Source organism: Carbonicoccus niuqiaonis, from assembly GCF_050157065.1.
Classification (GTDB): domain Bacteria; phylum Actinomycetota; class Actinomycetes; order Propionibacteriales; family Propionibacteriaceae; genus Avipropionibacterium.
Window position 1 is genome coordinate 605,057 of the sequence record NZ_CP189573.1, and the last position, 24,755, is coordinate 629,811.

A 24,755-nucleotide genomic window follows, 5' to 3' on the forward strand; every position below is an offset into this window, starting at 1 on the left:
GCTCAGACGACACCCTGGGCGATCATCGCGTCGGCGACCTGCTGGAACGACGACACGTTCGCGCCCAGCACGTAGTCGCCGGGGTGGCCGTACTCCTCGGCGGTGTCGGCACACCGCTCGTGGATGTCGGCCATGATCTCGGCCAGTCGCTTCTCGGTGTGCTCGAACGACCAGGAGTCGCGCGACGCGTTCTGCTGCATCTCCAGGGCACTCGTCGCGACACCACCGGCGTTGGCCGCCTTGCCCGGACCGAACAGCACCTCCGACTCGGTGAACAGCTTCACCGCTTCCGGGGTGGCCGGCATGTTGGCGCCCTCGGCGACCACCACGCAGCCGTTGTCGATCAAGGTCTTCGCGTCGGCCAGGTCCAGCTCGTTCTGCGTCGCACAGGGCAGTGCGATGTGGCACGGCACGTCCCAGATCGACCCGCTGTCGGCGACCGACGCCTTCGGGCCGCGGGCCTCTGCGTAGTCGCCGATCCGGCCCCGGCGGACCTCCTTGACCTCCTGCAGCAACTCCAGGTCGACCCCGTCGGCCGACTCGTCGACCACGTAGCCCGACGAGTCCGAGCAGGCGACGACCCGGCCGCCCAGCTCCTGCACCTTCTCGATGGCGTAGATCGCGACGTTGCCCGAGCCGGAGACCACGACGTCGCGGCCCTCGAAGCTCTGACCCTTCGTACGCAACATCTCCTGGGCGAAGAAGACGGTCCCGTACCCGGTCGCCTCCTTGCGCACCTGCGCGCCACCCCAGCCGATGCCCTTGCCGGTCAGCACCCCGGACTCGAAGCGGTTGGTGATCTTCTTGTACATCCCGAACAGGTAGCCGACCTCGCGGCCGCCGACCCCGATGTCACCGGCGGGGACGTCGGTGTACTCGCCGAGGTGGCGGTACAGCTCCGACATGAACGACTGGCAGAAGCGCATCACCTCGTTGTCGCTGCGGCCCTTCGGGTCGAAGTCGGAGCCACCCTTGCCGCCGCCGATCGGCATCCCGGTCAGCGCGTTCTTGAAGATCTGTTCGAAGCCGAGGAACTTCACGATGCCGAGGTAGACGCTCGGGTGGAACCGCAGCCCACCCTTGTACGGCCCCAGCACCGAACTGAACTCGACCCGGAAGCCACGGTTGACGTGGAGCTTGCCGGAGTCGTCGATCCACGGCACGCGGAAGATGATCTGCCGCTCCGGCTCACACAGCCGCGGGATGACACCGGCGTCGAGGTACTCGGGGCGGCGGTCGACGACGACCGCCAAACTCTGGAAGACCTCCTGGACGGCCTGGTGGAACTCACCCTCACCGGGGTTCCGCTGTCGTACGTCCTCGTAGATCGCATCCAGGCGATGGGCGACTGTCATCTCGACCCCTCTCGTGTGGCTGGCAGGTGGCAACACGGGCGGTGGTTGCGGCGCCCATTGTGGTGGCGGGCGTACCGCAGCCGACGTGTGTTCCAACAGGTGGACCATCGTGGGGGACGGGGAATGTAGTCCCGGTCGCCCATGTTGTCCTATCACATGGGAGATCTCCGGCTGTCCGTCCTCGACCTCGTCCCCGTTCGTACGGGGCAGACCACCGCCGGGGCGGTGGCCGCCAGCATCGAGCTGGCCCGGGCCGCCGACGCGGCGGGCTTCACCCGCTACTGGGTCGCCGAACACCACAACATGCCCGCGGTGGCGGCTACCAACCCGCCGGTGCTGATCGGGATGCTGGCCGCTGCGACCCAGCGGATCCGGCTCGGCTCGGGCGGGGTGATGCTGCCCAACCACGCGCCGCTCGTGGTGGCCGAACAGTTCGCCCTGTTGGAGGCGGCGTACCCGGGTCGGATCGACCTCGGGCTGGGCCGGGCGCCCGGCTCCGATCCGGTCACCACCCACCTGTTGCGGCACGGCGGGCCGACCGACGAGAAGGACGTGATGAAGTTCGACCAGCACGTCCAAGACCTGATGGCGATGATGTCGGCCGGTGGTGTCGAGGTGAACGTCGGCGGGCGCGGGTACGAGTTGCACGCGACCCCGTACGCCACCAGCGAGCCACGCGTGTGGCTGCTCGGCTCGTCGGACTACTCGGCCCGGTTGGCGGCCCAGCTCGGGTTGCCGTACGTCTTCGCGCACCACTTCGCCGGACGGGGGACCGCCGAGGCGCTCGCCCTCTACCGCGGCGGGTTCACCCCGTCCGAGCACGCCGACCGGCCGACCACCCTGTTGACGGTGAACGCGATCGTGGCCGACACCGACGCGGAGGCCGAACGGCTGGCGCTGCCGTACCGGCTGATGATGATGGAACTGCGCACCGGAGACACCCGCCGCCCGATCCGGACCGTCGAGGAGGCCGAGGCGGTGCCGGCGTCACCTGAGCGGGATGAGTTCCTGGCCGGCCTCAGCAACACCTGGGTGGTCGGGTCGCCCGACACCGTCGGCGACCAGCTGCGGGCGCTGGCCGGTGAGTTCGACGTCGACGAGGTGATGTTGCACCCGGTCGCCGGGTCGTACGCCGACGACGACCCGGCCCGCAGCCCCGCCCGACAGCGGACGCTGGAGCTGCTCGCCGACTTCCTCGGCTGAACCGTGCCTGGCAACCCTGCCTGAGCGCCGCTCGGGCCCGGTCGGTCAGCCGGTCCAGAACAGTTCGGTGTGCACCAGCCGCCGGTGGACACCGGCGGCCAGCAGGTGGGCCCGGGCGGCGGCGGTCATCGGTTCGGGGCCGCACAGGAACCACTCGGTGACCCCGGCGGCACGTTGCCGGTCGAGCTCGGCGGTGAGCACCGCGCCGGTCAGTCGGGCCGGTGCCGAGCCGTCCGGGCCGGGCTCTCGGGAGTGGACGTGGCGGACGCGCAACCGGCCACCCGATGATGCCGCCAGCTCGGCCAGCTCGTCGGCGAACATCACCGAGGCCGGCCCGCGGTTCCCGTACACCAGGTCGACCGTCGAGGTCTCGGTGCGGTGCAGCAGATCGGCCACGATCGACCGGATCGGGGTGATCCCGCTGCCGGCGGCGACGGCCCCGTACGCCTGGTGTTCGGCATCGGGGTCGCGGGCGACGAACCGTCCGTTGGGCGTCATCACCTCGAGTCGGTCACCGACGGCCAGCCGATCCCGGACCCGGGTCGAGAAGCCGCCGCCTTCGAGCACCTTCACCCCGATGCTCAGCCGTCCCTCGTGCGGGGCCGCGCACAGCGAGTACGCCCGCCGGGTGACGACACCGTCGTCCCGGGTCTGCACGGTGAGGTGCTGGCCGGCGCGGAACGCGTACGACTCCGCCAGCTCGTCGGGCACGGCGAACGTGATCAGGTACGACTCGTCGGTCAGCGGCCGTACCTCGGCCACCTCCAGCACGTACGTCTCAGCCATGGTTCAGCTCAGGCATGGTCAGCGTCCCGGCTGGGCCGCCACCAGCCTCGCCTGCCGCAGCTCGGCCCACGGGCCGTCGTAGGTGAAGCGGACCAAGGTGGCGGTCGGGTAGCCGCGGTCGATCGCGGCCAGGGCGGTGAGGTCGGCGGTGTCGGGGTCGATCAGGTCGTGCGCCAGCGCCGGGATCCCGGGGGCGTGGCCGACCACCAACACCGTGCTGACGTCCTCGGGCAGCAGGTGCAGCAGCTCCTCGATGGTGTCGGAGCCGGCGTTGTACAACTCGTCACGGTGCTCGACCGGGCAGTCCAGTCGCAGCGCCTCGGTGGTCTCGCGGGTGCGGCGGGCGCTCGAGCAGAGCACCAGGTCGACCGTGATCCCGGCCTCGCGCAGGCCGTCACCCACGGCGGCGGCGCGGGCCCGACCGGCCTCGGTCAGCGGGCGGTCGGCATCGGGGCGGCCCGGGACGACCGAGACGGCTTCGGCATGGCGCAACAACAAGATGGTGTGCACGCCTGCCAGCCTACGCGGCGGCGGTCGGCCGGTCGCGGGCCGGCCCGCGCAGCCGCCACAGGCCGATGGCTCCGGCCGCGGCGATGAGCAGGCCGGGCAGCCAGAAGATCGGCCACCAGGGGCGGCCGAGGGTGGTCGGGGGTGCGTCGGCGACCGGTTCGGTGAGGGCGTGGCTGTTGGCGAAGGCGATGAACGCCTCACCGATCGGCACCAACCCGAGGGCGTAGTGCCGGTCCGGGATCGGCGTGGACACCCCGAACACCTCCTGCTCGGCGGCCAGCCCGTCGGCCAGGACGGCGTCGCCGTTGCGGCGGGCCGCGGCCAGCGCGACCGCGGATGCGCTGAGGCTGACCCCGAGCACCAGCGGCCCGGAGTCGACGTCGCCGGCACCGGACTCGCCGATCGGGTACTCCCGGATGCCCACGAGCCCGGCCTGCCGGCTGACGAAGGCGTCGCGGAACAGCGTCCAGGCCGGGCCGCCGGGGGTACCGGTGATCTCGGGCAGGAAGGTCTGGATGATCGCCTGCGAACTGCCGCGCGGGCCCTCCAGCGGCTGACCGGTGGCGTCGGTCCGGTGGGGGAGCAGTTGGGTGTCGGGGTCGGCCACGTCACGGAGTTGGCGCTCCCAGTCGTCGACCACGGCACTCCACCGTGCGGCGGCCGGGTCGTTGCCGTGCCGGTCGGCCGCCAGGTGCAGGGCGGCCGCGGCGACGATCGTGTCGCACGGCCAGTACTGCCCCGGGTAGGAGGCGAGGAACGGGGTCGGGCTCTGGGCGAGGGCGTTGCCGACCTCGTTCGCGAGCTCGGCGGTGGCGGTGAGGTCTGCCGCGTCACCGGTCCGGCCGGAGATCTCCTGGGCCAGCAGCAGCGACCAGCCGGCGGCGAAGATGCCGTGCTCGGGGCTCATGCCGCTGCCGAAGCGGGCCAACATCTCCGGGTTCCGGGTCTGCCGCAGGTGTTGCCGGGCCAGCTCCAAGCCTTCCGGGTCGGCCGAGCGGGCCTGGGCGATCCCGGTCAGCACGTGCATGAAGAAGGCGCCCTCGGGGAACAGCGCCTGCGCCTCCCGATCGGCCCCGTCGGCGATGGCTGCCTCCAGCGACCGGGTCAGCGAGCGGATGTCGTCGGCGTCGGGCGGCGGGCCGTACGCGCGGAACAGCACGTGCGCCGAGGCGAGCAGGCCGAACACCGAGGCACAGGCGAGCAGGGTCCGGAGGAAGTGGCGCACCGCACCATTGTCGCCGAGCTGGTGGGCTCGTGCAGAAGGGCGTCTGAGCGACGTACGCGACACATACGTCCACGTGTGTCGCTGTGGCGCCCATGCTTACGAGCCTCCCGGCCCGTCGAGACGTCAGACGTTCCCGCGGGAACGTCCCGGCCCACCGAGAGGGCGGTTGGCGAGGTCTGGCTTCGCCGAGAGGGCGGTTGGCGAGGTCCGGCTCCACCGAGAGGGCGGTTGGCGAGGCCGGGCCCACCGAGAGGGCGGTTGGCGAGGTTTGGCTTCGCCGAGAGGGCGGTCGGCGAGGTGAATTCCGCGTTTCGGCCTCTCCAACTGTCCTCTCGATCTCGGGTCGACTCGGGTTGGCGGACCGGGGACGTGGTCACCGAGCTGGTGGGCTCGTGCAGAAGGGCGTCTGAGCGACATCGGCGACACATGCGTCCACGTGTGTCGCTGTGGCGCCCATTCTTACGAGCCTCCCGGCCCGTCGCGACGTCAGACGTTCCCGCGGGAACGTCCGGGCCCACCGAGAGGGCGGTTGGCGAGGTCTGGCTTCGCCGAGAGGGCGGTTGGCGGGGTCTGGCTTCGCCGAGAGGGCGGTTGGCGGGGTGAATTCCGCGTTTCGGCCTCTCAAAGTGTCCTCTCGATCTCGGGTCGACTCGGGTTGGCGGACCGGGGACGTGGTCACCGAGCTGGGCGCTCGTGCAGAAGGGCGTCTGAGCGACATCGGCGACACATGCGTCCAGGTGTGTCGCTGTGGCGCCCATCTTTACGAGCCTCCCGGCCCGTCGCGACGTCAGACGTTCCCGCGGGAACGTCCGGGCCCACCGAGAGGGCGGTTGGCGAGGTCCGGCTTCGCCGAGAGGTCAGTTGGCGAGGTCTGGCTTCGCCGAGAGGGCGGTCGGCGAGGTGAATTCCGCGTTTCGGCCTCTCCAACTGTCCTCTCGATCTCGGGTCGACTCGGATCGGTGGACCGCGGCGTGAGCGGCGTGCTGGCCCGGTCCGAATTCTGCCAAGATTCCCGCCATGGCACATTTCGACCTCCCGCTCGACAAGCTCCACTCGTACCGGCCCGACCTGTCGGTGCCCGATGACCTGCAGTCCTTCTGGGAGCGCACCCTGGCCGAGGCCCGGGGCCACGACCTCGCCCTGCGCGTCGAGCAGATCGACAACCGGCTCACCCTGGTCGACACCTACGACCTGACCTTCGCCGGGTTCGACGGTTCACCGGTGCGAGGGTGGTTGCACGTTCCCGCCGGCACGACCGAGGCGTTGCCGACGGTCGCCACCTACAAGGGGTACAGCGGTGGCCGCGGATTCCCGCACGCCGACAACGTGTACGTCCTCGCCGGCTACGCCCAACTGGTGCTCGACACCCGCGGCCAGAGCTACGGCGGCGGTGGCTGGGAGGTCACCCCCGACACCCCGCGCGGTGCGGCGCCCAACCACGTGCCGGGGCAGATGACCCGAGGCATCCTCGACCCGGAGAACTACTACTACCGTCGCGTCTACACCGACGCCCTCCGGCTGCTCGACGTGGCGGCCGCGCTCCCGCAGTGCGACACCGGGCGACTCGCGGTCGCCGGTGGTTCGCAGGGTGGTGGCATCACCATCGCGGTGGCCGGACTGGCTGCCCTGACAGGGATCGAGCTGGTCGGATCCGCCCCGGACGTACCGTTCCTGTGCGACTTCCCGCGGGCCACGACCTTGGTCAACACGCTGCCGTACGAGGAGATCGCCCGTTACCTGAAGGCGTTCCGCGACCACGTCGAACCGGCGTTCTGGACGCTGTCCTACTTCGACGGCGCGATCCTGGGTCGCTGGGCGACCGCGCCGACCAGCTTCTCGGTCGGGCTGATGGACACCACCTGCCCGCCGTCGACCTGCTTCGCCGCCTACAACTGGTACGGCGACGGCCACGTCACCGACCGGGACATGCAGGTCTACAGCTTCAACGGACACGAAGGCGGCGGCGACTACCGCAAGCAGCAGCTGCTCGACTGGTTGAAGCCACGCCTGGCCTGATCAGCGGCGAAGGCCAACGGCCAGGTCGCGGTGGATCGAGCTGTCGACCCGGTGGGCGAAGCGGCGCCACGGCCCGGTGTCGTGGACCGTCACCCCGGCGTCGTCCATGATCGACACCAGGTCGGCGCGGGCGAGGCCGAGGGTGTTCCAGGCAATCACCATCGCGCCGCCGGGTCGGAGCTGGTCGGCCCACTGCGGTACGGCGTCGGCCAGCAGTCCGGCGGCCGACCGGTCACGCGATCCGGAGCCGGCCCGACGACTGCCGTGCACGACGCCGTACGGGGTGTCGGTCACGATCGCGTCGAACCGGCGCTTTCCCCACAGGACAAGGGAATCACGGGCATCGCCGGGCATGATCGCTCCGGTCAGCGAGGCCGACGCATCCGGCAGGGTGGGGCCGGGTGGGGTGAGGGTCACGTCGAGCCGCTTGCCCAGGTTCTTGCCGTCACGGCGGACGGGGTTCACGGTCAGCTTGTGCTTGAGGCGCTTGCGGCGCAGCCAGGTGCGCAGGAAGGTGGCGTGCGCCTCGATCGCCGACTGGTCGCTCTCGACGCCGAACCCGTTGTGGCCCGCCAGCCAGGCACACGAGATCGTGGTGCCGCGGCCACACATCGGGTCGAGTACGTCCAACGGGCCGCCCCGGCCGAGCTGATCATGGTCGACGGTCGCCATCGCCAGGTTCACCATCAGCCGGGTGAACTGCTCGTTCGTCTTGCCCTGGTAGCGCGGGATCGTGATCAGGTCCTCGTCGAGGAGGTCCGCCCGTGGGCGCGTGAGCGGGCGCAGCAGATCGGGCGCGACCCGTTCGTACGCCATCCAGATCCCCGACACCCGCGCCAACGCGGCGGCATCGGTCGGTGCCCGCAACGCCACATGATCAACTCCGCCGACCTCGGTCACCGCGATCGACGTCGGGTCGATGCCGGGCAGCACCACCTCGAGTTCGGCACCGAGCACCTCGGCCGCCGACCCGGCGTACACCCGATTGGTGGACGGGGCCGGCAACACCAGATGATCGATCAGGTCTTCACTCACGTACGGTCAGTGCTTGAACTGCTCGGGGTTGTCCTTGAGTCGCTGGAACGACGCCCGGACCTCCTCCTCGGCCTCGTCGACGCCGACCCACGTGGCGCCCTCGACCGACTTGCCGGGCTCGAGGTCCTTGTACACGCTGAAGAAGTGCTCGATCTCGAGGCGCAGGTACTCGTGGATGTCCTCGAGGTCGCGGAGGTGGTCGCGACGGTGGTCGCTCACCGGCACGCACAGCACCTTGTCGTCGCCGCCGGCCTCGTCGGTCATCCGGAACATGCCGATGGCGCGGCACTCGATCAGGCAACCCGGGAAGGTCGGCTCGGAGACCAGCACCAACGCGTCCAGCGGGTCACTGTCCTGGCCGAGGGTGTCCTCGATGAAGCCGTAGTCCGCCGGGTACTGGGTCGAGGTGAACAACGTACGGTCCAGTCGGATCCGGCCGGTGGCGTGATCCACCTCGTACTTGTTCTTCTGCCCCTTCGGGATCTCGATCGTCACGTCGAAGGTCAAACCGCTCTTCGACTTGCTGCTCGGGGCGTTCGGTGCAGTCACCTGGTGGGTCTCCTTCTAGACTGGGCGGTGCTCATCAGAGCTTAACCGCCCGGGGGAGGAACCATGGCCACACCGCGTCCGCGACGCCTCGTGGCGGGTGTCGTCGCCCTTGCGCTGGCGGTGCTGCTGGCCCTCGGCGTGGTCTCGGGCGCCTTCTCCACCGCCGCCACCCGCGTGCTGTACGGGACGGGCCTGTGGGTCGACGGGGGCGCGTCCACCGTGTCACCCGGCACCTTCGACGAACCGACCCCGACGGCGGCGCCGACCACCGAGCCGCCCAGTGCCCCGCCACCGGTGCTGCCGGCGGCGACCTCGGGCCCCGAGATCGACCCGCAAGGCCTGGCGGCCCGGATCGCGGCGGTCGACCGTACGGACGTCGGCCGGGTCGGTGGGGTGGTGTTCGACGGCACCGGCGGGGTGTTGTACGACTCCGGCGGCAACACCCCGATGATCCCGGCCTCGACGATGAAGCTGCTGACCGCGGTCGGCGTGCTCGACACCCTCGGCCCCGGTCACCGGTTCACCACGTCGGTGGTCCGGGCGACCCCGGCCGGTGCCGACGCACCCCCGCACCTGGTGCTGGTCGGTGGCGGCGACCCGTACCTGCTCACCCGGGCCGACCCCGACCACCCGAACCGCGCCTCCTTGGAACTGCTGGCGAAGGAGGTCGCCGACGCACTCAAGACCGAGGGCGTCACCACCGTCACGGTGGGCCACGACGCGACCCTGTTCGCCGGGCCCGGCTGGAACCCGACCTGGCCCTCCCGGTACGGCGACGAGGTGGCCGCCACCAACGCGTTGTGGGTCGACGGCGCCCGTACCGAAAAGCGCAACCCCGGACCTCGCGACGCCGACCCGGCGGCGGCTGCGACCAAGGCCTTCGTCGCCGAACTCGCCCGGGCCGGGATCACCGCCACCGCCGGCGCCGCCGAGCAGGCACCGGCCGACGCGACCCCGGTCGCCGAGGTGAGGTCGGAGAGCCTGGACGTGATCGTGGAGTCGGTGCTGCGGCACAGCGACAACGACGCAACCGAGGTCCTGTTCCGCCACGTCGGTCGCGCTGACGGCCGCTCCGGTTCGATCGCCGACGCCCAACAGGCGCTGCGGGAACGGCTGACCGAGCTGGGCGTGTGGGTCGACGGGACCCGCATCGTCGACGGTTCGGGGATGTCGCGGGAGAACGCGATCCCGGCACGCGTGGTCGCCGGGATCGTGCTGCTCGGCCTCGACGACGCCCGGCCCCAGTTCCGCTCCCTGCTCACCGGGCTGCCGCTGGCCGCCGCCGACGGCAGCCTGCGCGGCCGGTTCTTCTCACCCGGTACCGAAGCCGGTCAGGGTGTGGTCCGCGCCAAGACCGGCACGCTGACCAAGGTCCACGCGCTCGGCGGATACACCCGGACCGCCTCGGGCCGTACGGTCGCGTTCGCCTTCATCGTCAACGACGGCGAGCCGTTCCCCGACCGGGTGTTCCTGGACCGGGTCACCTCGGCGGTCACCGCCTGTGGGTGTTGACCGTAGGGTCGACCCATGACTTCCCCGACGGTGGACTGGCCACTGGCCGCGACGACGGCCCGGCGGCTCACCAAGCCCGGGCCGGAGGTGACCGCCGAGGAGGCGACCGCGGCCGTCGCGTCTCTCCGCGACGCCGCCACCCGGGCGCGTGACCACGTGACCGACGTGACCGGCCTCCGGGTGGCCGGTGACGAGGCGCCGGTGCTGATCGTGGACCGGCCGACCTGGGTCGACGCGACCGTCGGCTCGTTCGAGGAACTGCTGCGACCGCTGACCGAGCGGGAGGTGACGACCTCCCGGCTGACGGCCCGGCTCACCGGGATCGAGGTCGGGGTGCTGTTGGCGTACCTGTCGCGCCGGATCCTCGGCCAGTACGACCCGTACCACGAGCCGGCCGGCCGGTTGTTGCTGATCGCACCCAACATCGTGCAGGCCGAACGTGACCTGCACGTCCACCCGGGTGACTTCCGGCTGTGGGTGGCCCTGCACGAGCAGACCCACGTGGTGCAGTTCACCCACGCCCCCGGCGGCCAACAGCCGTGGCTGCGCACCTACCTGCGCGAGTGGATCGCCCAACTCGTCGCCGTCACCGACCTCGACTCCGACACCCTCGCGCTGGTCGCCCGGGGCGTGGCCGGCCGAGGGCGGCGCACGAACACCGGCACGAACACCGGCGGGGGTACGGACGGGGGTCCGGGCAACACTGCCGAGGTGTCGCTGCTCGACCTGGTGCAGACCCCCGAACAGCGGCAGCTGGTCGACCGGATCACCGGGGTGATGTCGCTGCTCGAAGGGCACGCCGACGTGATCATGGACGAGGTCGGGCCGGGTGTCATCCCGTCGGTGTCGACGATCCGGAAGCGCTTCAACGGCCGCCGGCAGCGCGGCGGGCTGGAGGGCGTGGCCCGCCGGGTGCTCGGCATGGAGGCCAAGATGCGGCAGTACCGCGAGGGTGCCTCGTTCTGCCGCGCCGTGCTCGCCCGGGTCGGCATGCCCGGCCTCAACCGCGTCTTCACCTCGCCCGAGACGCTGCCCACGATGGCGGAGATCCTGGATCCTGCGATCTGGCTCGAGCGTGTGCGGCCGCGCCGCTGACGGGGAGGGCGAGACGTGGCACGGAAGGCACTCGGCCCGGCGACGAAGCGACTCGTCGACGAGGTGATGGTGGGGGTCGAACCGGTCGAGTCGTGGGTGGTGGGCTGTTCCGGCGGGCCCGACTCACTGGCTCTGGCGGTCACGGCGGCGCATGCGGGCGATGTGCTGCAGACCCCGGTGTCGGTGGTCGTGGTGGACCACGGGCTGCAGTCGGGATCAGCCGCGGTGGCGGCGGGCGTCGTCGACCAGTTGGCGCGGTACGACCTTGCCGCCGAGGTCGTCCGGGTCACCGTGACCGGTCCGGGTGGGCCGGAGGCGGCTGCCCGCCGGGCCCGTCGGGCGGCGCTCATCGAGGCGGCCGGGCTCGCGGGGCTCGTCCTGCTCGGGCACACCATGGACGACCAGGCCGAGCAGGTGCTGCTGGGCCTTGCTCGCGGGTCGGGTGCCCGCTCGTTGTCGGGGATGTCTGACCACGGCAACATCCGACGGCCCTTCCTCGGGGTCCGGCGCGCGGTCACCGAACGGGCCTGTGCCGAACTGGGTCTCACGCCGTGGCACGACCCGCACAACGCGGACAAGGGCTTTGCGCGGGTACGGGCGAGGCGCGTCGTACTGCCGACCATGGAACGGGAACTCGGCCCAGGCATCACCGAGGCACTGGCCCGCACCGCCGATCTGCTGCGGGACGATGCCGATGCGCTCGACGAGCTTGCGGCCGGGCTGATCGACGTGGCCCGCACCCGGGTGGCGGTGGCGGAACTGCGCCCCCACCCGGCGGCGATCCGGCGGCGGGTGCTGAAGGCCTGGCTGCTCCGGCACGGTGCCCAGAACCTGTCGGCCACGCACCTGTTGGCCGCGGACGACCTGGTCACGCGGCGACACGGGTTCGGTGAGCTGCAGGCACCCGCCGGGGTCCGGCTCACCCGGCGCCAGGGATGGGTCGAGGTGGCCGCGGGGACCGGGCCTGCGGAGCGGGTGTCCTCGAACTGACCGGTCACGGGGAGGGTCTACGCTGGGGCCCGTGGATCTTGAGCACGTGAGCGACGACTTCACCCGGGTGCTGTACACCGAGGCCGACATCGAGCGGCGACTCCAGGAGCTGGGGGCGCAGATCGACCAGGACTACGACGGCAAGGAGCTGTTGCTGATCGGGGTGCTCAACGGCGCCGTGATGGTGATGGCCGACCTCTCCCGCGCGATGAACAGCCACTGCCACATGGACTGGATGGCGATCTCGTCGTACGGCTCGGGCACCAAGTCGTCGGGGGTGGTGCGGATCCTGAAGGACCTCAACACCGACATCTCGGAGCGTCATGTGCTGGTCGTCGAGGACATCATCGACACCGGGTTGACGTTGTCGTACCTGCTGTCGAACCTGGCCTCCCGCGGGCCGGCCAGCCTCGAGATCATGACGATGTTCCGCAAGCCGGAGGCGCTGGAGAACCGGGTGGACGTGCGCTACGTCGGCTTCGACATCCCCAACGAGTTCGTGGTCGGCTACGGCCTCGACTTCGGCGGCCGCTACCGCAACCTCAAGGGCGTCGCCACCCTCGCCCCGCATGTCTACTCCTGATGCCGGCAGGTTCCCCGGCGGCGGCAGGGCCGGGCCGTGGATACGCGGGGGACCGGTTCTTTCGGTGGTCAATGTACGATTCCCCCTTGAGCACCACTCGAATTGAACAGAACGCCATTCGAACCGAACCACTCGAACACCGCTCGCGGCTGTGCGCTCCCAGGCCCTGAACCCAGGTAGGTCATGAACGTCAAACGCATCCTTCGCGGACCGCTCGTCTGGATCCTGCTGGCCGTCATCGGTATCGGCCTGCTCATCCAGCTGGCAGGCTCCGCCGACGGCTACCGCGAGGTCTCGACCTCCGAAGCGGTCACGCTCATCAACGGCGACGCCAAGCTCAAGGAGGTCAAGCTCGTCGACAACGAGCAGGTGATCCGGATCTGGGTCGACGACGAGGCGCAGACCAAGGTCAAGTCGGTCTGGGTCGGTGAGCAGTCGAATGCGCTGATCGAACGGCTCAACCAGCGGGTGGCCGACGGGACGCTGGAGAAGTGGATCGGGGAGAATCCGCAGCCCAGTGTGCTGAGCACCCTGCTGTGGTCGCTGCTGCCCATCGTGGTCATCGGCATCATCTTCTTCGTCCTGCTGAACTCCATGCAGGGCGGCGGTTCCCGGGTGATGCAGTTCGGGAAGTCCAAGGCCAAGGTCGCCAACAAGGACACCCCCAAGTCGACCTTCGCCGACGTCGCCGGCTGCGAGGAGGCGATCGAGGAGCTCGAGGAGATCAAGGAGTTCCTGGCCGAGCCCGCCAAGTTCCAGGCCGTCGGCGCCAAGATTCCCAAGGGTGTGCTGTTGTACGGCCCGCCCGGCACCGGCAAGACGCTGCTGGCCCGTGCGGTGGCCGGCGAGGCGCAGGTGCCGTTCTACTCGATCTCCGGCTCCGACTTCGTCGAGATGTTCGTCGGCGTCGGCGCCTCCCGCGTCCGTGACCTGTTCGACCAGGCCAAGGAGAACGCCCCGGCGATCGTGTTCATCGACGAAATCGACGCCGTCGGGCGGCACCGTGGCGCCGGCATGGGCGGTGGCCACGACGAGCGCGAGCAGACGCTGAACCAGCTGCTGGTCGAGATGGACGGCTTCGACGTCCGCGGCGGCGTGATCCTGATCGCGGCCACAAACCGGCCCGACGTGCTGGACCCGGCGCTGCTGCGGCCGGGCCGCTTCGACCGGCAGATCTCGGTGGAGGCGCCGGACCTGAAGGGTCGCCACGAGATCCTCAAGGTGCACGCGATGGGCAAGCCGGTGGCCTCCGACGTCGACCTGCTCACCGTCGCCCGCCGGACGCCCGGGTTCACCGGTGCCGACCTGGCGAACGTGCTGAACGAGGCCGCCCTGCTGACGGCCCGCCAGGACCTCAAGCAGATCAGCAACGCCTCGCTGGACGAGGCGATCGACCGCGTCATCGCCGGTCCGCAGAAGCGGAGTCGCCTGATGAACGAGAAGGAACGGTTGATCACCGCCTACCACGAGGGCGGCCACGCCCTGGTGGCGGCGGCGCTGCCGACGACCGACCCGGTCACCAAGGTGACGATCCTGCCGCGCGGCCGCGCCCTCGGCTACACGATGGTGCTGCCGGAACAGGACAAGTACTCCAACTCGCGCGCCGAGCTGATGGACCAGCTCGCGTACATGATGGGCGGCCGGGCGTCGGAGGAGTTGATCTTCCACGACCCGACGACCGGTGCCGGCAACGACATCGAGAAGGCCACCAACCTGGCCCGGGCGATGGTGACCGAGTACGGCATGACCGAGGCGTTGGGTGCGGTGAAGCTCGGGTCGGGCGATTCGGAACCCTTCATGGGCAGGGACTTCGGGCACCAGCGTGACTACTCCGAGGCGATCGCCGCGGTGGTCGACACCGAGGTGTCGAAGCTGATCAACAACGCCCACCAGGAGGCCTTCGACATCTTGTCGGAGAACCGTGCCGTTCTGGACGACCTGGTCCGGGCCCTCTTCGAGCAGGAGACCCTGGACCGTGCCGAGGTGGCGAAGATCTTCGAGCCGCTGATCAGGCGCGATCACCGTCCCGCGTGGACCGGCTCGGAGCACCGGGTCCCGTCGGAACTGCCGCCGGTGCGGCCCCCCAAGAACGGTTCCAACGGCTCGCAGAACGGAGCCGGCGGTGACGGGTCCGATGCCGACGACGACGAGCCGACCGAGGTCATCAACGTCCCGGGTCAGCCACTGCCGCCCGGCCACCGACCCAGCACCGGGCTGCCCGGTGACGGCGAGGACGGGCCCGCCGGCGGATCGAACCCGCCCGACTCCGACGGTCCGCGGGGGCCGGGAGTGACGACGTGACCGATCTCGACCGATCCGCGCAGCGCAGCGAGGACGTCCCGGTCGCCGGAGCGACCTTCGACCACGCCCGGATCGAGGCGGCGGTCCGCGAGATCCTGCTCGGCATCGGCGAGGATCCCGATCGGGACGGGCTGGTGGAGACACCGGCGCGGGTCGCCCGGGCGTACGAGGAGTTGTTCGCCGGGATGCGGCAGACGCCCGGCGAGGTGCTGGCCAAGACCTTCGACATCGGACACCAGGAACTGATCATGGTGACCGACATCGAGGTGTGGTCGTACTGCGAACACCATCTGCTGCCGTTCACCGGGGTGGCCCACGTCGGCTACATTCCCGGGTCCGACGGCCGGGTCACCGGGCTCAGCAAGATCGCCCGACTGGTCGGCGTGTTCGCCCACCGGCTGCAGGTGCAGGAACGGTTGACCACCGAGATCGCCGACGCACTGGTCCGACACCTCGCCCCGGGTGGGGTGATCGTGGTGATCGAGTGCGAGCACCTGTGCATGACGATGCGCGGTGTCCGCAAGCCGGGTAGCCGTACGGTGACCTCCGCGGTCCGCGGCCAGCTCGAGTCGCCGGCCACCCGCGCCGAGGCGATGTCGTTGATCATGCAGGGCCGGACCGCCCGGTCGTGAGCACCACCGACACCTTCCCGCGCCCGGACCGCACCGTGGTGATGGGGGTCGTCAACGTCACCCCCGACTCGTTCTCCGACGGCGGCCGCTGGTTGGAACCGGTCGACGCCATCGCCCACGGCCGACGCTTGGTCGCCGAGGGTGCCGACCTGCTCGACATCGGCGGCGAGTCGACCCGACCCGGCGCCGAACGGCCCACCGAGGCCGAGGAACTGCGGCGCGTGCTGCCGGTGATCGAGGCACTGGCCGCGACCGGGGTCCCGATCAGCATCGACACGATGCGGCCGGCCGTTGCGGCCGCCGCCTGTGCTGCCGGGGCCCGGATGGTCAACGACGTGTCCGGCGGGATGGCCGACCCGGCCATGCTGTCGACGGTGGCCGAGCTGGGCGTCGGCTACGTGCTGATGCACTGGCGCGGACACGCCCTCGACATGCAACAACGGGCCCGGTACGGCGACGTCGCGGCCGACGTGGCAGGCGAGTTGGCGGCCCAGGTCGAGCGGGCGCTCGCCGCCGGGGTGGCCGAGGACGCGCTGGTGCTCGACCCGGGGGTCGGGTTCGCCAAGACGGCCGAGCACAACTGGGAGCTGCTGACCCACCTCGACCCGGTCGCCGCCCTGGGCTTCCCGGTGCTGTGGGGCATTTCCCGCAAGGCATTCCTGGGCCGGCTGCTGGCCGTCGACGGAGAACTTCGTCCGGCCGTGCAACGAGACGATGCCAGTGTGGCGTTGACCACGTATCTGGCCCTGAATGGTGTCTGGGGTGTCCGGACCCACACGGTCCGGCCGCACCGGGATGCCGTGGAAACCGTACGACGCCTCGGGCGTTCACCCGTGGTTCACCCTGATCAGTGACATTGGAGGCGTTTTCCCACCCGGGAGTCGGGTAGGGTCGGCGCAGACCGACGGCAGGAGGTGATCGATGAGTGAGTACGGTCGCGGTGACCGGATCACCCTGTCCGGAATTCGGGCGGTCGGCCACCACGGGGTGTTCGAGCACGAACGCCGTGACGGGCAGGAATTCGTCGTCGACCTGGTGTGCTGGGTCGACCTGAGCCGTGCTGCCGCCACCGATGACCTCGGTGAGACGGTCGACTACGGGGCGTTGGCCAAGTCCGTCGAGTCGGTTATCGTGGCATCTCCCGTGCAATTGATCGAGACGCTGGCCGAACGGATTGCCCAACAGATCTTGGGTCATCGGTTGGTCACCGTCGTGGAGGTCACCGTCCACAAGCCGTTCGCGCCGTTGCCAGTCCCCTTCGGCGACGTGGCCGTCACAGTCAGAAGGAGTACCTCCGATGAGCAGTCCTAACCCCCACGCGATCGATGCCGACACCCTGAGCGGCATGAAGCCGCTGCGCAAGGTCGTGTACGCCATCGGGTCCAACCTGGGAGACCGGCTGGCCAACCTGCAGGGTGCGGTCGACGGCATCAAGGACACCCCGGACGTGATGGTCGTCGACATCTCCTCGGTGTACGAGTCCGAGCCGGTCGGTGGCCCGGCCGACAGCCCCAAGTTCCTCAACATGGTCATCGTCGCCGAGACCACGCTGGAGCCGCGGACCCTGCTGGAGCGCGCGCTCGCGATCGAGGACGCGTACGGTCGGGACCGCTCCGAGCGCTGGGGCCCCCGTACCCTCGACGTCGACCTCATCATCGTCGGCAACGCCACCGTCGACGAGGACGACCTGACGCTGCCGCACCCGTTCGCCCACGACCGGGCGTTCGTGCTGGTGCCCTGGGCCGAGGTCGATCCGCGCGGAGAAATCCCGGGCCACGGCAACGTCGTCGAGCGGGTCCGCACCGTCGACCTGTCCGGCATCGTCCGGCGCAACGACCTGTCGATCGAGGACTGACCACCGCTGACCGCCGTTGACGCCGGCCACGCGATGAGGGCCGCCACGCGATGAGGGCCGCCACGCGATGAGGGACGAGCCGGCCTCCCCGCCGTCACCACCCCCGGCACCACCCAGCAACCCGATCCGGATCACCGGATGGGGCGTCGTGGCCGGGTGGGCGGCCCTGGGGGCTGCCCTGTGCTGGGTGATGTTGGGGTTGTTCGAGATGTTCGAGGCCCCCGCCCCCGAACTGCCCTGGACCGTTCCGGCGTTCCTGTGGCTGGTCGGTGCCCTGGTCGCGGTGTGGGCCCGCTTTGTGTGGCAGGCGGTCCACCGCGACCACAAGTGGGTGAACGCGTCGCGTGGGCTGTGGCTGCTGACGCTGGGCAAGACGGCGACGGTCGGGGGCGCCCTGCTGGGCGGATTCCTGTTGATGTTCGCGCTGTCCCACGTCGACCGGGTGGCGGTGCCGGTCTCGCTCGCCCGCGTGGTGGTGGCCGGGCTGGGCGTGCTCGGCTCGGTGCTGATGGTGATCGCCGGTCGCGCCCTGCAGCGGGCGTGCCGGACCCCCGGCGCCGACGATCGCGAGCTGTAGTTCACTCGCGTCCGTACGGACACGGGCTTGATCGGGTCCGTACGGACATGGCTCGATCGGGGCCGTACGGACCGGGCGCGGCAGAATCCGTACGGACACGGTGCGACTGGCCCACGAGGTCCCGCGAATTCCGGACATGTCGCCCTAGGCTGACCGGGTGACTACCCACACCAACGCCTTGGCCACATCGGCCCCTTCCCCTTGGCGTCGGACTGTCCTGGCGGCCCTGGCCATTGCCATGGTCGCCGCCCTCGCGGCCCTCGGCGGGCCGCCCTGGATGGTCCGTATCGGGCTCGTCGTCGCGGCCGCGACCGGGCTCGTAGCCGCGATTCTGGCCGTACGATCACTGCGATCCCTCGACGGTGAGCACCGCCGCAGCAAGGGCGAGCACCTCATCCGCATCGACCGTGAGCACGGCACCCAGCTCCGCGAGGAACGGTCCCGGAATTCCTCGGTGCTGGACACCTTGTCGGCGGCGATCCGGCGTCGTGACGAAGTCGCCGCCGAACTGCGCACCGCCCTGGCCGCCGAGCGGCAGGCCGTCACCGCGCAGCAGCGGGTCAACGGTGACCAGGCCGAGCAGATCGGTGCCCTGCAGGCCGACCTGGCTGACCTGCGGGGTGAGCTCGAGCGGTCGAATGCGACCATCGACAGCCTGCGGCTGACCCTGGCGATCCGTGAGGAGGAACTGGCTGCCCTGTTGGGCAGTGACGACTCCGCCGAGGTGTACGCGATGCCGCGTCGGGTGCTGACCTCAGGCTCGGGCAACGACGGAGGCTCGGGCCACGACGGTGAGGCGGCCGAGCCGGTCGACCTCGCGATGATGCAGACGATCTCGCTGCCGAAGCCGGAGATCCGCAAGCAGGCTTGACGAACAACGGATCCGGGCACCCCACCGCGGGGCGCCCGGATCCTTTTTCTTGCCCACTCGGACAAATGATTGCCCGAGGAATCACGGGTTGTGGTGAAGATCTCGGTGCCGTTATAGGAGACGCGGACCTCGGCACGACGACGGAGACGGAACCATTTGTCGACTTGCCTGCTGTGATCGTGGGAGACAATGAATCCGTCGGATTGGCAACAGGGGCCACAATTGGTACGCTTTCCATCCGGTTTCACGCAGGAACATGCTTCACCCTTCAGGAGGACGGATGGCACGTCGAGTTCAGATCACTTTGGAAGACGACATCGACGGAGGAAAGGCGGACGACACGATCAAGTTCGGACTCGACGGAACCGAGTACGAGATCGATCTGTCGAGGAAGAACGCCAAGAGCCTACGCGATGCCCTCGCGCCGTACATCGACGCCGGCCGTCGGCAGCCGGCACGTCGCACGTCGAACCGTGGTTCAGCCTCCAACCGCGGCGAGGCAAATCGCATTCGTGAATGGGCTGCCGCCAACGGGTTCGAAGTGAGCTCGCGCGGTCGCGTACCCGGCAAGGTTCGCGAGGCCTACCACAACGCGAACGGCTGACGTCACTCACGACGCAGTCACCGCAGCGGCGGGCGCCACCTCGGGTGGCAGCCGCCGCTGTCGTGTGTCCGGGGGCGTGTGCTCGAGGGAGGGCGGTATTCGCGGAGGGCGAACAGCACGGGGTCCGGCTGTCGGTGTGGGCCACTAGACTTGAGCGCAGTCCACGCAGCGGCGGCACCTGTCGTCGGCGGCGGGGGACTGATGTGGGGGGCCGCCCGAGGAGGTGGCTCGATCAAGGGAGTGGTGAGGCAATGTTCGAAAGATTCACAGACCGGGCCCGCCGGGTCGTGGTGTTGGCGCAGGAGGAAGCGCGCCTGCTCAACCACAATTACATCGGTACCGAGCACATCCTGCTCGGCCTGATCCACGAGGGTGAGGGAGTCGCCGCGAAGGCGCTCGAGTCGCTCGGCATCTCGCTCGAAGCCGTACGCGAGAAGGTCGAGGAGATCATCGGCCACGGGCAGCAGTCGCCCCAGGGCCACATCCCGTTCACCCCGCGCGCGAAGCGGGTGCTGGAGTTGAGCCTGCGCGAGGCGCTGCAGATCAACCACTCCTACATCGGCACCGAGCACATCATCCTGCTCGGCCTGATCCGGGAGGGCGAAGGGGTCGCCGCGCAGGTGCTGGTGAAGCTCGGCGCCGACCTCAACCGCGTACGCAACCAGGTGCTGCAGCTGCTCAGCGGCTTCCAGGGTGGCAAGGAGGCGGCCACCTCCGGCGCGCCGGAGCAGGGGTCCACCCCGTCCTCGTCGATGATCCTCGACCAGTTCGGCCGGAACCTCACCCAGGCCGCCCGGGAGAACAAGCTCGACCCGGTGATCGGTCGCGAGACCGAGATCGAGCGCGTGATGACGGTGCTCAGCCGCCGTACCAAGAACAACCCGGTGCTGATCGGTGAGCCCGGTGTCGGCAAGACCGCCGTGGTGGAGGGCCTGAGCCAGGCCATCGTCCGCGGTGACGTCCCCGAGACGCTGCGAGACAAGCACATTTACACCCTCGACCTCGGCGCCCTGGTCGCCGGCTCGCGGTACCGCGGCGACTTCGAGGAGCGCCTGAAGAAGGTGCTCAAGGAGATCCGCACCCGCGGTGACGTGGTGCTGTTCATCGACGAGATCCACACCCTGGTCGGTGCGGGTGCCGCCGAGGGCGCGATCGACGCCGCCAGCATCCTGAAGCCGATGTTGGCCCGTGGTGAGCTGCAGACCATCGGGGCGACCACCCTCGACGAGTACCGCAAGTACGTCGAGAAGGACGCCGCCCTGGAGCGTCGGTTCCAGCCGATCCAGGTCGCCGAGCCGTCGATCGCGCAGACCATCGACATCCTGCGTGGGCTGCGTGACCGGTACGAGGCACACCACCGGATCACCATCACCGACGAGGCCCTGGCCGCGGCGGCGCAGATGGCCGACCGCTACATCTCCGACCGGTTCCTGCCCGACAAGGCGATCGACCTGATCGACGAGGCCGGCGCCCGGTTGCGGATCCGCCGGATGACCGCACCGCCCGACCTGCGCGAGTTCGACGAGAAGATCGCTTCGGTCCGGCTCGAGAAGGAGGCGGCGATCGACGCCCAGGACTTCGAGCGGGCGGCAGGGCTGCGTGACGACGAGAAGAAGCTGCTCGCCGAACGCGCCGAGCGCGAGGCCGCCTGGAAGTCCGGCGACCTCGACACGGTCGCCGAGGTGGACGAGGAGATCATCGCCGAGGTGCTGTCCACCGCGACCGGCATCCCCGTGTTCAAGCTGACCGAGGAGGAGTCCTCGCGACTGCTCCACATGGAGGACGAGCTCGGCAAGCGCTACATCGGCCAGATCGATGCGGTACGTTCCCTCGCCCGGTCGATCCGGCGCACCCGCGCCGGGTTGAAGGACCCGAAGCGGCCCAGCGGTTCGTTCATCTTCGCCGGCCCCTCGGGTGTCGGCAAGACCGAGCTGACCAAGGCGCTGACCGAGTTCCTGTTCGGTGACGAGGACGCCTTGATCACGCTCGACATGAGCGAGTACTCCGAGAAGCACACCGCCTCGCGGATGTTCGGTTCTCCGCCCGGATACGTCGGGTACGAGGAGGGTGGCCAGCTGACCGAGAAGGTGCGCCGCAAGCCGTTCAGCGTGGTGCTCTTCGACGAGATCGAGAAGGCCCACCCCGACATCTTCAACTCGCTGTTGCAGATCCTGGACGAAGGTCGCCTGACAGACGCCCAGGGCCGGGTGGTCGACTTCAAGAACACGGTCATCGTGATGACCACCAACCTCGGTACGCGCGACATTGCCAAGAGCGTCAACCTCGGCTTCTCGGCGTCGAGTGACACCGAGTCGAACTACGACAAGATGAAAGCGAAGGTCAACGACGAGCTGAAGCAGCACTTCCGCCCGGAGTTCCTGAACCGGATCGACGAGACGATCGTGTTCCGCCAGCTGAACGAGGCGGAGATCGAGAAGATCGTCGACCTGATGGTGGCCGAGATCGAGCAGCGGCTCGAGGACAAGAACATGGGCATCGAGCTGACCTCGTCGGCGAAGGCACTGATCGCCAAGCGTGGTTTCGACCCGGTGCTCGGCGCCCGGCCGTTGCGGCGTGCGCTGCAGCGTGACGTCGAGGACGTGTTGGCCGAGAAGATCCTGTTCGGTGACCTCAAGTCGGGCGAGATCGTTGTCGTCGACACGGCCGAGGAAGGCGCGGAGCACCCGTTCACCTTCACCGGTACGCCGAAGGCGAAGCTGCCCGACACCCCGCCGGTCGAGTTGGAGGGCGCCGGTACGCCCACCGCCGACGACGCGTCGAACGAGTCCGACGGCTCGAACGAGCAGGCCGGCTGACCGGTCGAGACGGCTGACCGGTCGAGACGACGGAGAAGGGCCACCACCGTTCGCGGTGGTGGCCCTTTCGTCACGTCCGGGGGCGATCAGGGGACGGTGTGCCCGGCCGCCCGGACCAGCCGGTACCACTCGGGTCGGGTCAGCTCCACGCCGGCGCCCGCCACGGCCTCGGCGACCCGGCCCGGCCGGGTGGTCCCCAGCACCACCTGCAGTTGAGCCGGGTGCCGGGTGAGCCACGCGGTGGCGATGCCGGTCGGGGTCACGCCGTGGGTGTCGGCGAGTTCGTCGAGCACCTCGTTCAGTTCGGCGTACCGCTCACGGTCCCCGATGAAGGTGCCGGTGAAGAAGCCGCCCTGGTAGGGCGACCATGCCTGGACCGTGATGCCGCGGCGGCGGGCGAAGTCCAACATGCCGAGGTCGCGACTGGCCGACTGCTCCTGCCCGGCCATGTTCGCCGCGATGCCCTGACTGATCATTGGCGCGTGCGGAATGCTGAGCTGCAGTTGGTTGATCACCAACGGTTGCTCCACCGCGGTCGCCAGCAGCTCGATCTGGCCCGGCGTGTGGTTGGACACCCCGAAGTGCCGGACCTTGCCGGAGCCGTGCAGTTCGTCGAAGGCCCGGGCCACCTCCTCCGGCTCGACCAGCGCGTCGGGCCGATGCAGCAGCAGTACGTCGACGTGGTCGGTGCGCAACGCTCGCAGGGACGCCTCGACCGAGCCGACGAGGTGGTCGTAGGAGAAGTCGTACGACAACCCTTCCGGTGACTTCACGATCCCAACCTTCGTCTGCAGGGTCAGCTCGTCACGTTGTGACGGGGTGAGCTGCATCGCGTCGGCGAACCGCCGTTCGCAGTGGTGCAGCTCGTGGCCGTACACGTCGGCGTGGTCGATGAAGTCGACCCCGAGGTCGCGGGCGACGGTGACCAGCTCGCGGATCTCCTCGTCGGTCTTGTCGGGGATCCGCATCAGGCCGAGGACGACGGCAGGGGCGGTGATGTCGGTGTGCGCGATCGGGAAGCTCTTCACCGTCCCATCATGGCGCAGCCGCTCCACCCACGCTCCTCGAACTCGTCGAGAGGAAGTACTTGCGAAACGCCACCACTGTGTGCTTGAGTCTAAGTAGTTGCACAACGCAATCACTCAGGAGGAGACCATGTTCACCCGTGTACTGGCCAACTGCACCGTCAGCGACCTCGACCGTGCCGAGCAGTGGTACGCCGGCCTGTTCGGTCGGGGCCCTGACGCCCGCCCGATGGCCGGGCTGCTCGAATGGCACCTCGCAGACACCTTCGGTGTCCAGGTGTGGTCCGAGCCCGACCGGGCCGGGAAGTCGTCGGTGGTGTTGGAAGTGACCGATCTCGACGACGCCGTCGCCCGGGCGGACGCGGCCGGGATGGAGCACGCAGGTCCGCAGCCCGGAGGCGGACGGCGCATCCTGCAACTCTCCGACCCCGATGGCAACCGGGTCGTCCTCAGCGGCGACTGAACCCGGTTGGGCTCACGCCCCCCGAGGCTGTCGAGGTGGCGGCAGGATGCAGAACTCGTTGCCGGACGGGTCGGCGCACACCACCCACGGCAGCTCGCCCCAGTCGTGGTCGAGCGTGGCGCCCCCGAGGTCGCGGACCCGGGTGAGGATCTCGTCGAGTCCGGGGTCGTCGGCCTCGCGCCGCAGGTCGAGGTGCGTCCGGTTCTTGCCCTGCTTGGGGCGGGTCTCGGGGCAGAACTCCAGAAGTGGCCCGTGGCCACTGTGGTGCCGCAACGACACCTCCGCCACACCTGGCCCGTGTCGCCAGCCGGACAGTTCGCTCCAGAAGGCGCCGTCACGCTGGGGATCGCTGCTGTGCATGGGAAGTGCGGCGATCGGGCCGGTGTCGACGTACGCGGCGCGTTCCTCCATCACGCAGGTCGCGTTGCCCTCGGGGTCTGCCAGCACCACCCACGGGACGTTGACCTGTCCGATGTCGAGCCGGGACGCGCTCAGGTCGAGCAACCGTTCGACCAGGCTGTCCTGCTCAGGGCCGCCGAGCAGGTCCAGGTGCAGCCGGGGCGTGGTCGCCGGCGGGCCGGGGTCGAGTTGGAAGCACAGGTCGAGGTACAGCTCATCGCCGAGCTGCAGCCGCGCCTCGAACAGGTCCGCCTCCTCGGTGGCCGGCTCGGCGCCCAGGGCCGCAGCCCAGAACCGGCCGAGGCGTACGGGGTCGTTCGCGTCGAATCCGACGTTCTCGATGAACACCCCAC

Annotated in this window: 24 protein-coding genes; 16 read left to right on the forward strand and 8 right to left on the reverse strand. The window is 69.7% G+C overall.

The genetic code is table 11. From position 1 onward, the window contains the following. Positions 1-2: 2 nt before the first annotated feature. On the reverse strand, positions 3-1,355 hold the full coding sequence (gene gdhA, locus ACQBAU_RS02695; RefSeq protein ID WP_465255288.1) for an NADP-specific glutamate dehydrogenase: 1,353 nt from the start codon (positions 1,353-1,355) through the stop codon (positions 3-5). A 156-nt stretch (positions 1,356-1,511) separates the two neighbouring features. Between gdhA and ACQBAU_RS02700 the strand changes: the two genes are divergently transcribed. Then, on the forward strand, positions 1,512-2,558 hold the full coding sequence (locus tag ACQBAU_RS02700) for an LLM class flavin-dependent oxidoreductase (protein ID WP_465255287.1): 1,047 nt from the start codon (positions 1,512-1,514) through the stop codon (positions 2,556-2,558). Between the two features lie 45 nt (positions 2,559-2,603). Here the strand turns inward: ACQBAU_RS02700 and ACQBAU_RS02705 are convergent, their stop codons facing one another. Genes ACQBAU_RS02705 through ACQBAU_RS02715 form a run of 3 tightly spaced genes read right to left on the reverse strand, consistent with a single transcriptional unit; the run spans position 2,604 to position 5,079 of the window. Beyond that, the gene (locus tag ACQBAU_RS02705) at positions 2,604-3,344 is read right to left on the reverse strand and encodes an FAD-binding oxidoreductase (RefSeq protein WP_434548516.1); all 741 of its coding nucleotides are present in this window, start codon (positions 3,342-3,344) and stop codon (positions 2,604-2,606) included. An 18-nt stretch (positions 3,345-3,362) separates the two neighbouring features. Beyond that, entirely contained in the window at positions 3,363-3,854 is a 492-nt protein-coding gene (locus tag ACQBAU_RS02710) for a SixA phosphatase family protein (RefSeq protein WP_434548515.1), read from the reverse strand. Between the two features lie 10 nt (positions 3,855-3,864). Then, positions 3,865-5,079 carry a hypothetical protein gene (locus ACQBAU_RS02715; protein ID WP_465255286.1) on the reverse strand — a complete coding sequence of 405 codons (1,215 nt, stop codon included), beginning with the start codon at positions 5,077-5,079 and terminating at the stop codon, positions 3,865-3,867. A gap of 1,017 nt (positions 5,080-6,096) precedes the next feature. On the opposite strand from ACQBAU_RS02715, the gene ACQBAU_RS02720 reads away from it, so the two are divergent. Further along, positions 6,097-7,095 (forward strand): acetylxylan esterase, encoded by a 999-nt coding sequence (locus ACQBAU_RS02720; protein WP_465255285.1) that lies wholly within the window; start codon positions 6,097-6,099, stop codon positions 7,093-7,095. On the opposite strand, the gene ACQBAU_RS02725 is transcribed toward ACQBAU_RS02720, so the two are convergent. Both ACQBAU_RS02725 and ACQBAU_RS02730 read right to left on the reverse strand, forming a co-directional pair. Next, entirely contained in the window at positions 7,096-8,118 is a 1,023-nt protein-coding gene (locus tag ACQBAU_RS02725; RefSeq protein WP_465255386.1) for a TRM11 family SAM-dependent methyltransferase, read from the reverse strand. A gap of 18 nt (positions 8,119-8,136) precedes the next feature. Continuing rightward, positions 8,137-8,679 (reverse strand): inorganic diphosphatase, encoded by a 543-nt coding sequence (locus ACQBAU_RS02730; protein WP_434548512.1) that lies wholly within the window; start codon positions 8,677-8,679, stop codon positions 8,137-8,139. 63 nt (positions 8,680-8,742) lie between these two features. On the opposite strand from ACQBAU_RS02730, the gene dacB reads away from it, so the two are divergent. The 13 genes from dacB to ACQBAU_RS02795 all read left to right on the forward strand — a co-directional run bounded on the left by dacB (position 8,743) and on the right by ACQBAU_RS02795 (position 22,515). Beyond that, positions 8,743-10,191, forward strand: coding sequence for a D-alanyl-D-alanine carboxypeptidase/D-alanyl-D-alanine endopeptidase (gene dacB / locus ACQBAU_RS02735; RefSeq protein ID WP_465255284.1), 1,449 nt, complete (start codon positions 8,743-8,745; stop codon positions 10,189-10,191). A gap of 15 nt (positions 10,192-10,206) precedes the next feature. Beyond that, positions 10,207-11,286: a zinc-dependent metalloprotease gene (locus tag ACQBAU_RS02740; protein WP_465255283.1), complete on the forward strand. Its 1,080-nt coding sequence runs from the start codon at positions 10,207-10,209 to the stop codon at positions 11,284-11,286. A gap of 15 nt (positions 11,287-11,301) precedes the next feature. Further along, positions 11,302-12,276, forward strand: coding sequence for a tRNA lysidine(34) synthetase TilS (gene tilS, locus ACQBAU_RS02745; RefSeq protein ID WP_465255282.1), 975 nt, complete (start codon positions 11,302-11,304; stop codon positions 12,274-12,276). A 31-nt stretch (positions 12,277-12,307) separates the two neighbouring features. Next, positions 12,308-12,859 (forward strand): hypoxanthine phosphoribosyltransferase, encoded by a 552-nt coding sequence (gene hpt / locus ACQBAU_RS02750; protein WP_434548508.1) that lies wholly within the window; start codon positions 12,308-12,310, stop codon positions 12,857-12,859. A 183-nt stretch (positions 12,860-13,042) separates the two neighbouring features. After that, the gene (gene ftsH / locus ACQBAU_RS02755) at positions 13,043-15,160 is read left to right on the forward strand and encodes an ATP-dependent zinc metalloprotease FtsH (RefSeq protein ID WP_434548507.1); all 2,118 of its coding nucleotides are present in this window, start codon (positions 13,043-13,045) and stop codon (positions 15,158-15,160) included. After that, positions 15,157-15,792, forward strand: a complete 636-nt coding sequence (gene folE, locus ACQBAU_RS02760) for a GTP cyclohydrolase I FolE (RefSeq protein WP_465255281.1) — start codon at positions 15,157-15,159, stop codon at positions 15,790-15,792. Before ftsH ends, folE begins: the two co-directional genes overlap by 4 nt. 41 nt (positions 15,793-15,833) lie before the next feature. Further along, positions 15,834-16,646: a dihydropteroate synthase gene (folP, locus tag ACQBAU_RS02765; RefSeq protein WP_465255385.1), complete on the forward strand. Its 813-nt coding sequence runs from the start codon at positions 15,834-15,836 to the stop codon at positions 16,644-16,646. Positions 16,647-16,713: 67 nt separating this feature from the next. Continuing rightward, positions 16,714-17,103, forward strand: a complete 390-nt coding sequence (folB, locus tag ACQBAU_RS02770) for a dihydroneopterin aldolase (protein WP_434548505.1) — start codon at positions 16,714-16,716, stop codon at positions 17,101-17,103. Next, a complete protein-coding gene (folK, locus tag ACQBAU_RS02775; RefSeq protein ID WP_434548504.1) occupies positions 17,090-17,647 on the forward strand; it encodes a 2-amino-4-hydroxy-6-hydroxymethyldihydropteridine diphosphokinase in 558 nt (185 codons plus the stop codon). The genes folB and folK overlap by 14 nt, the downstream gene beginning before the upstream one ends. Before the next feature lie 67 nt (positions 17,648-17,714). After that, complete coding sequence (locus tag ACQBAU_RS02780) at positions 17,715-18,224, forward strand: DUF3180 domain-containing protein (protein ID WP_465255280.1); 510 nt, start codon at positions 17,715-17,717, stop codon at positions 18,222-18,224. A 157-nt stretch (positions 18,225-18,381) separates the two neighbouring features. Beyond that, positions 18,382-19,095, forward strand: a complete 714-nt coding sequence (locus ACQBAU_RS02785) for a hypothetical protein (protein WP_465255279.1) — start codon at positions 18,382-18,384, stop codon at positions 19,093-19,095. Between the two features lie 280 nt (positions 19,096-19,375). Then, complete coding sequence (locus tag ACQBAU_RS02790) at positions 19,376-19,699, forward strand: histone-like nucleoid-structuring protein Lsr2 (RefSeq protein ID WP_434548501.1); 324 nt, start codon at positions 19,376-19,378, stop codon at positions 19,697-19,699. Positions 19,700-19,950: 251 nt separating this feature from the next. Then, positions 19,951-22,515 (forward strand): ATP-dependent Clp protease ATP-binding subunit, encoded by a 2,565-nt coding sequence (locus ACQBAU_RS02795; RefSeq protein WP_465259444.1) that lies wholly within the window; start codon positions 19,951-19,953, stop codon positions 22,513-22,515. Between the two features lie 86 nt (positions 22,516-22,601). On the opposite strand, the gene ACQBAU_RS02800 is transcribed toward ACQBAU_RS02795, so the two are convergent. Then, complete coding sequence (locus ACQBAU_RS02800) at positions 22,602-23,543, reverse strand: aldo/keto reductase (protein ID WP_465255277.1); 942 nt, start codon at positions 23,541-23,543, stop codon at positions 22,602-22,604. A gap of 127 nt (positions 23,544-23,670) precedes the next feature. Between ACQBAU_RS02800 and ACQBAU_RS02805 the strand changes: the two genes are divergently transcribed. After that, a complete protein-coding gene (locus ACQBAU_RS02805; protein ID WP_465255276.1) occupies positions 23,671-24,003 on the forward strand; it encodes a VOC family protein in 333 nt (110 codons plus the stop codon). A 12-nt stretch (positions 24,004-24,015) separates the two neighbouring features. Here the strand turns inward: ACQBAU_RS02805 and ACQBAU_RS02810 are convergent, their stop codons facing one another. Then, positions 24,016-24,750, reverse strand: a complete 735-nt coding sequence (locus ACQBAU_RS02810) for a VOC family protein (protein ID WP_465255275.1) — start codon at positions 24,748-24,750, stop codon at positions 24,016-24,018. Positions 24,751-24,755: the final 5 nt, after the last annotated feature.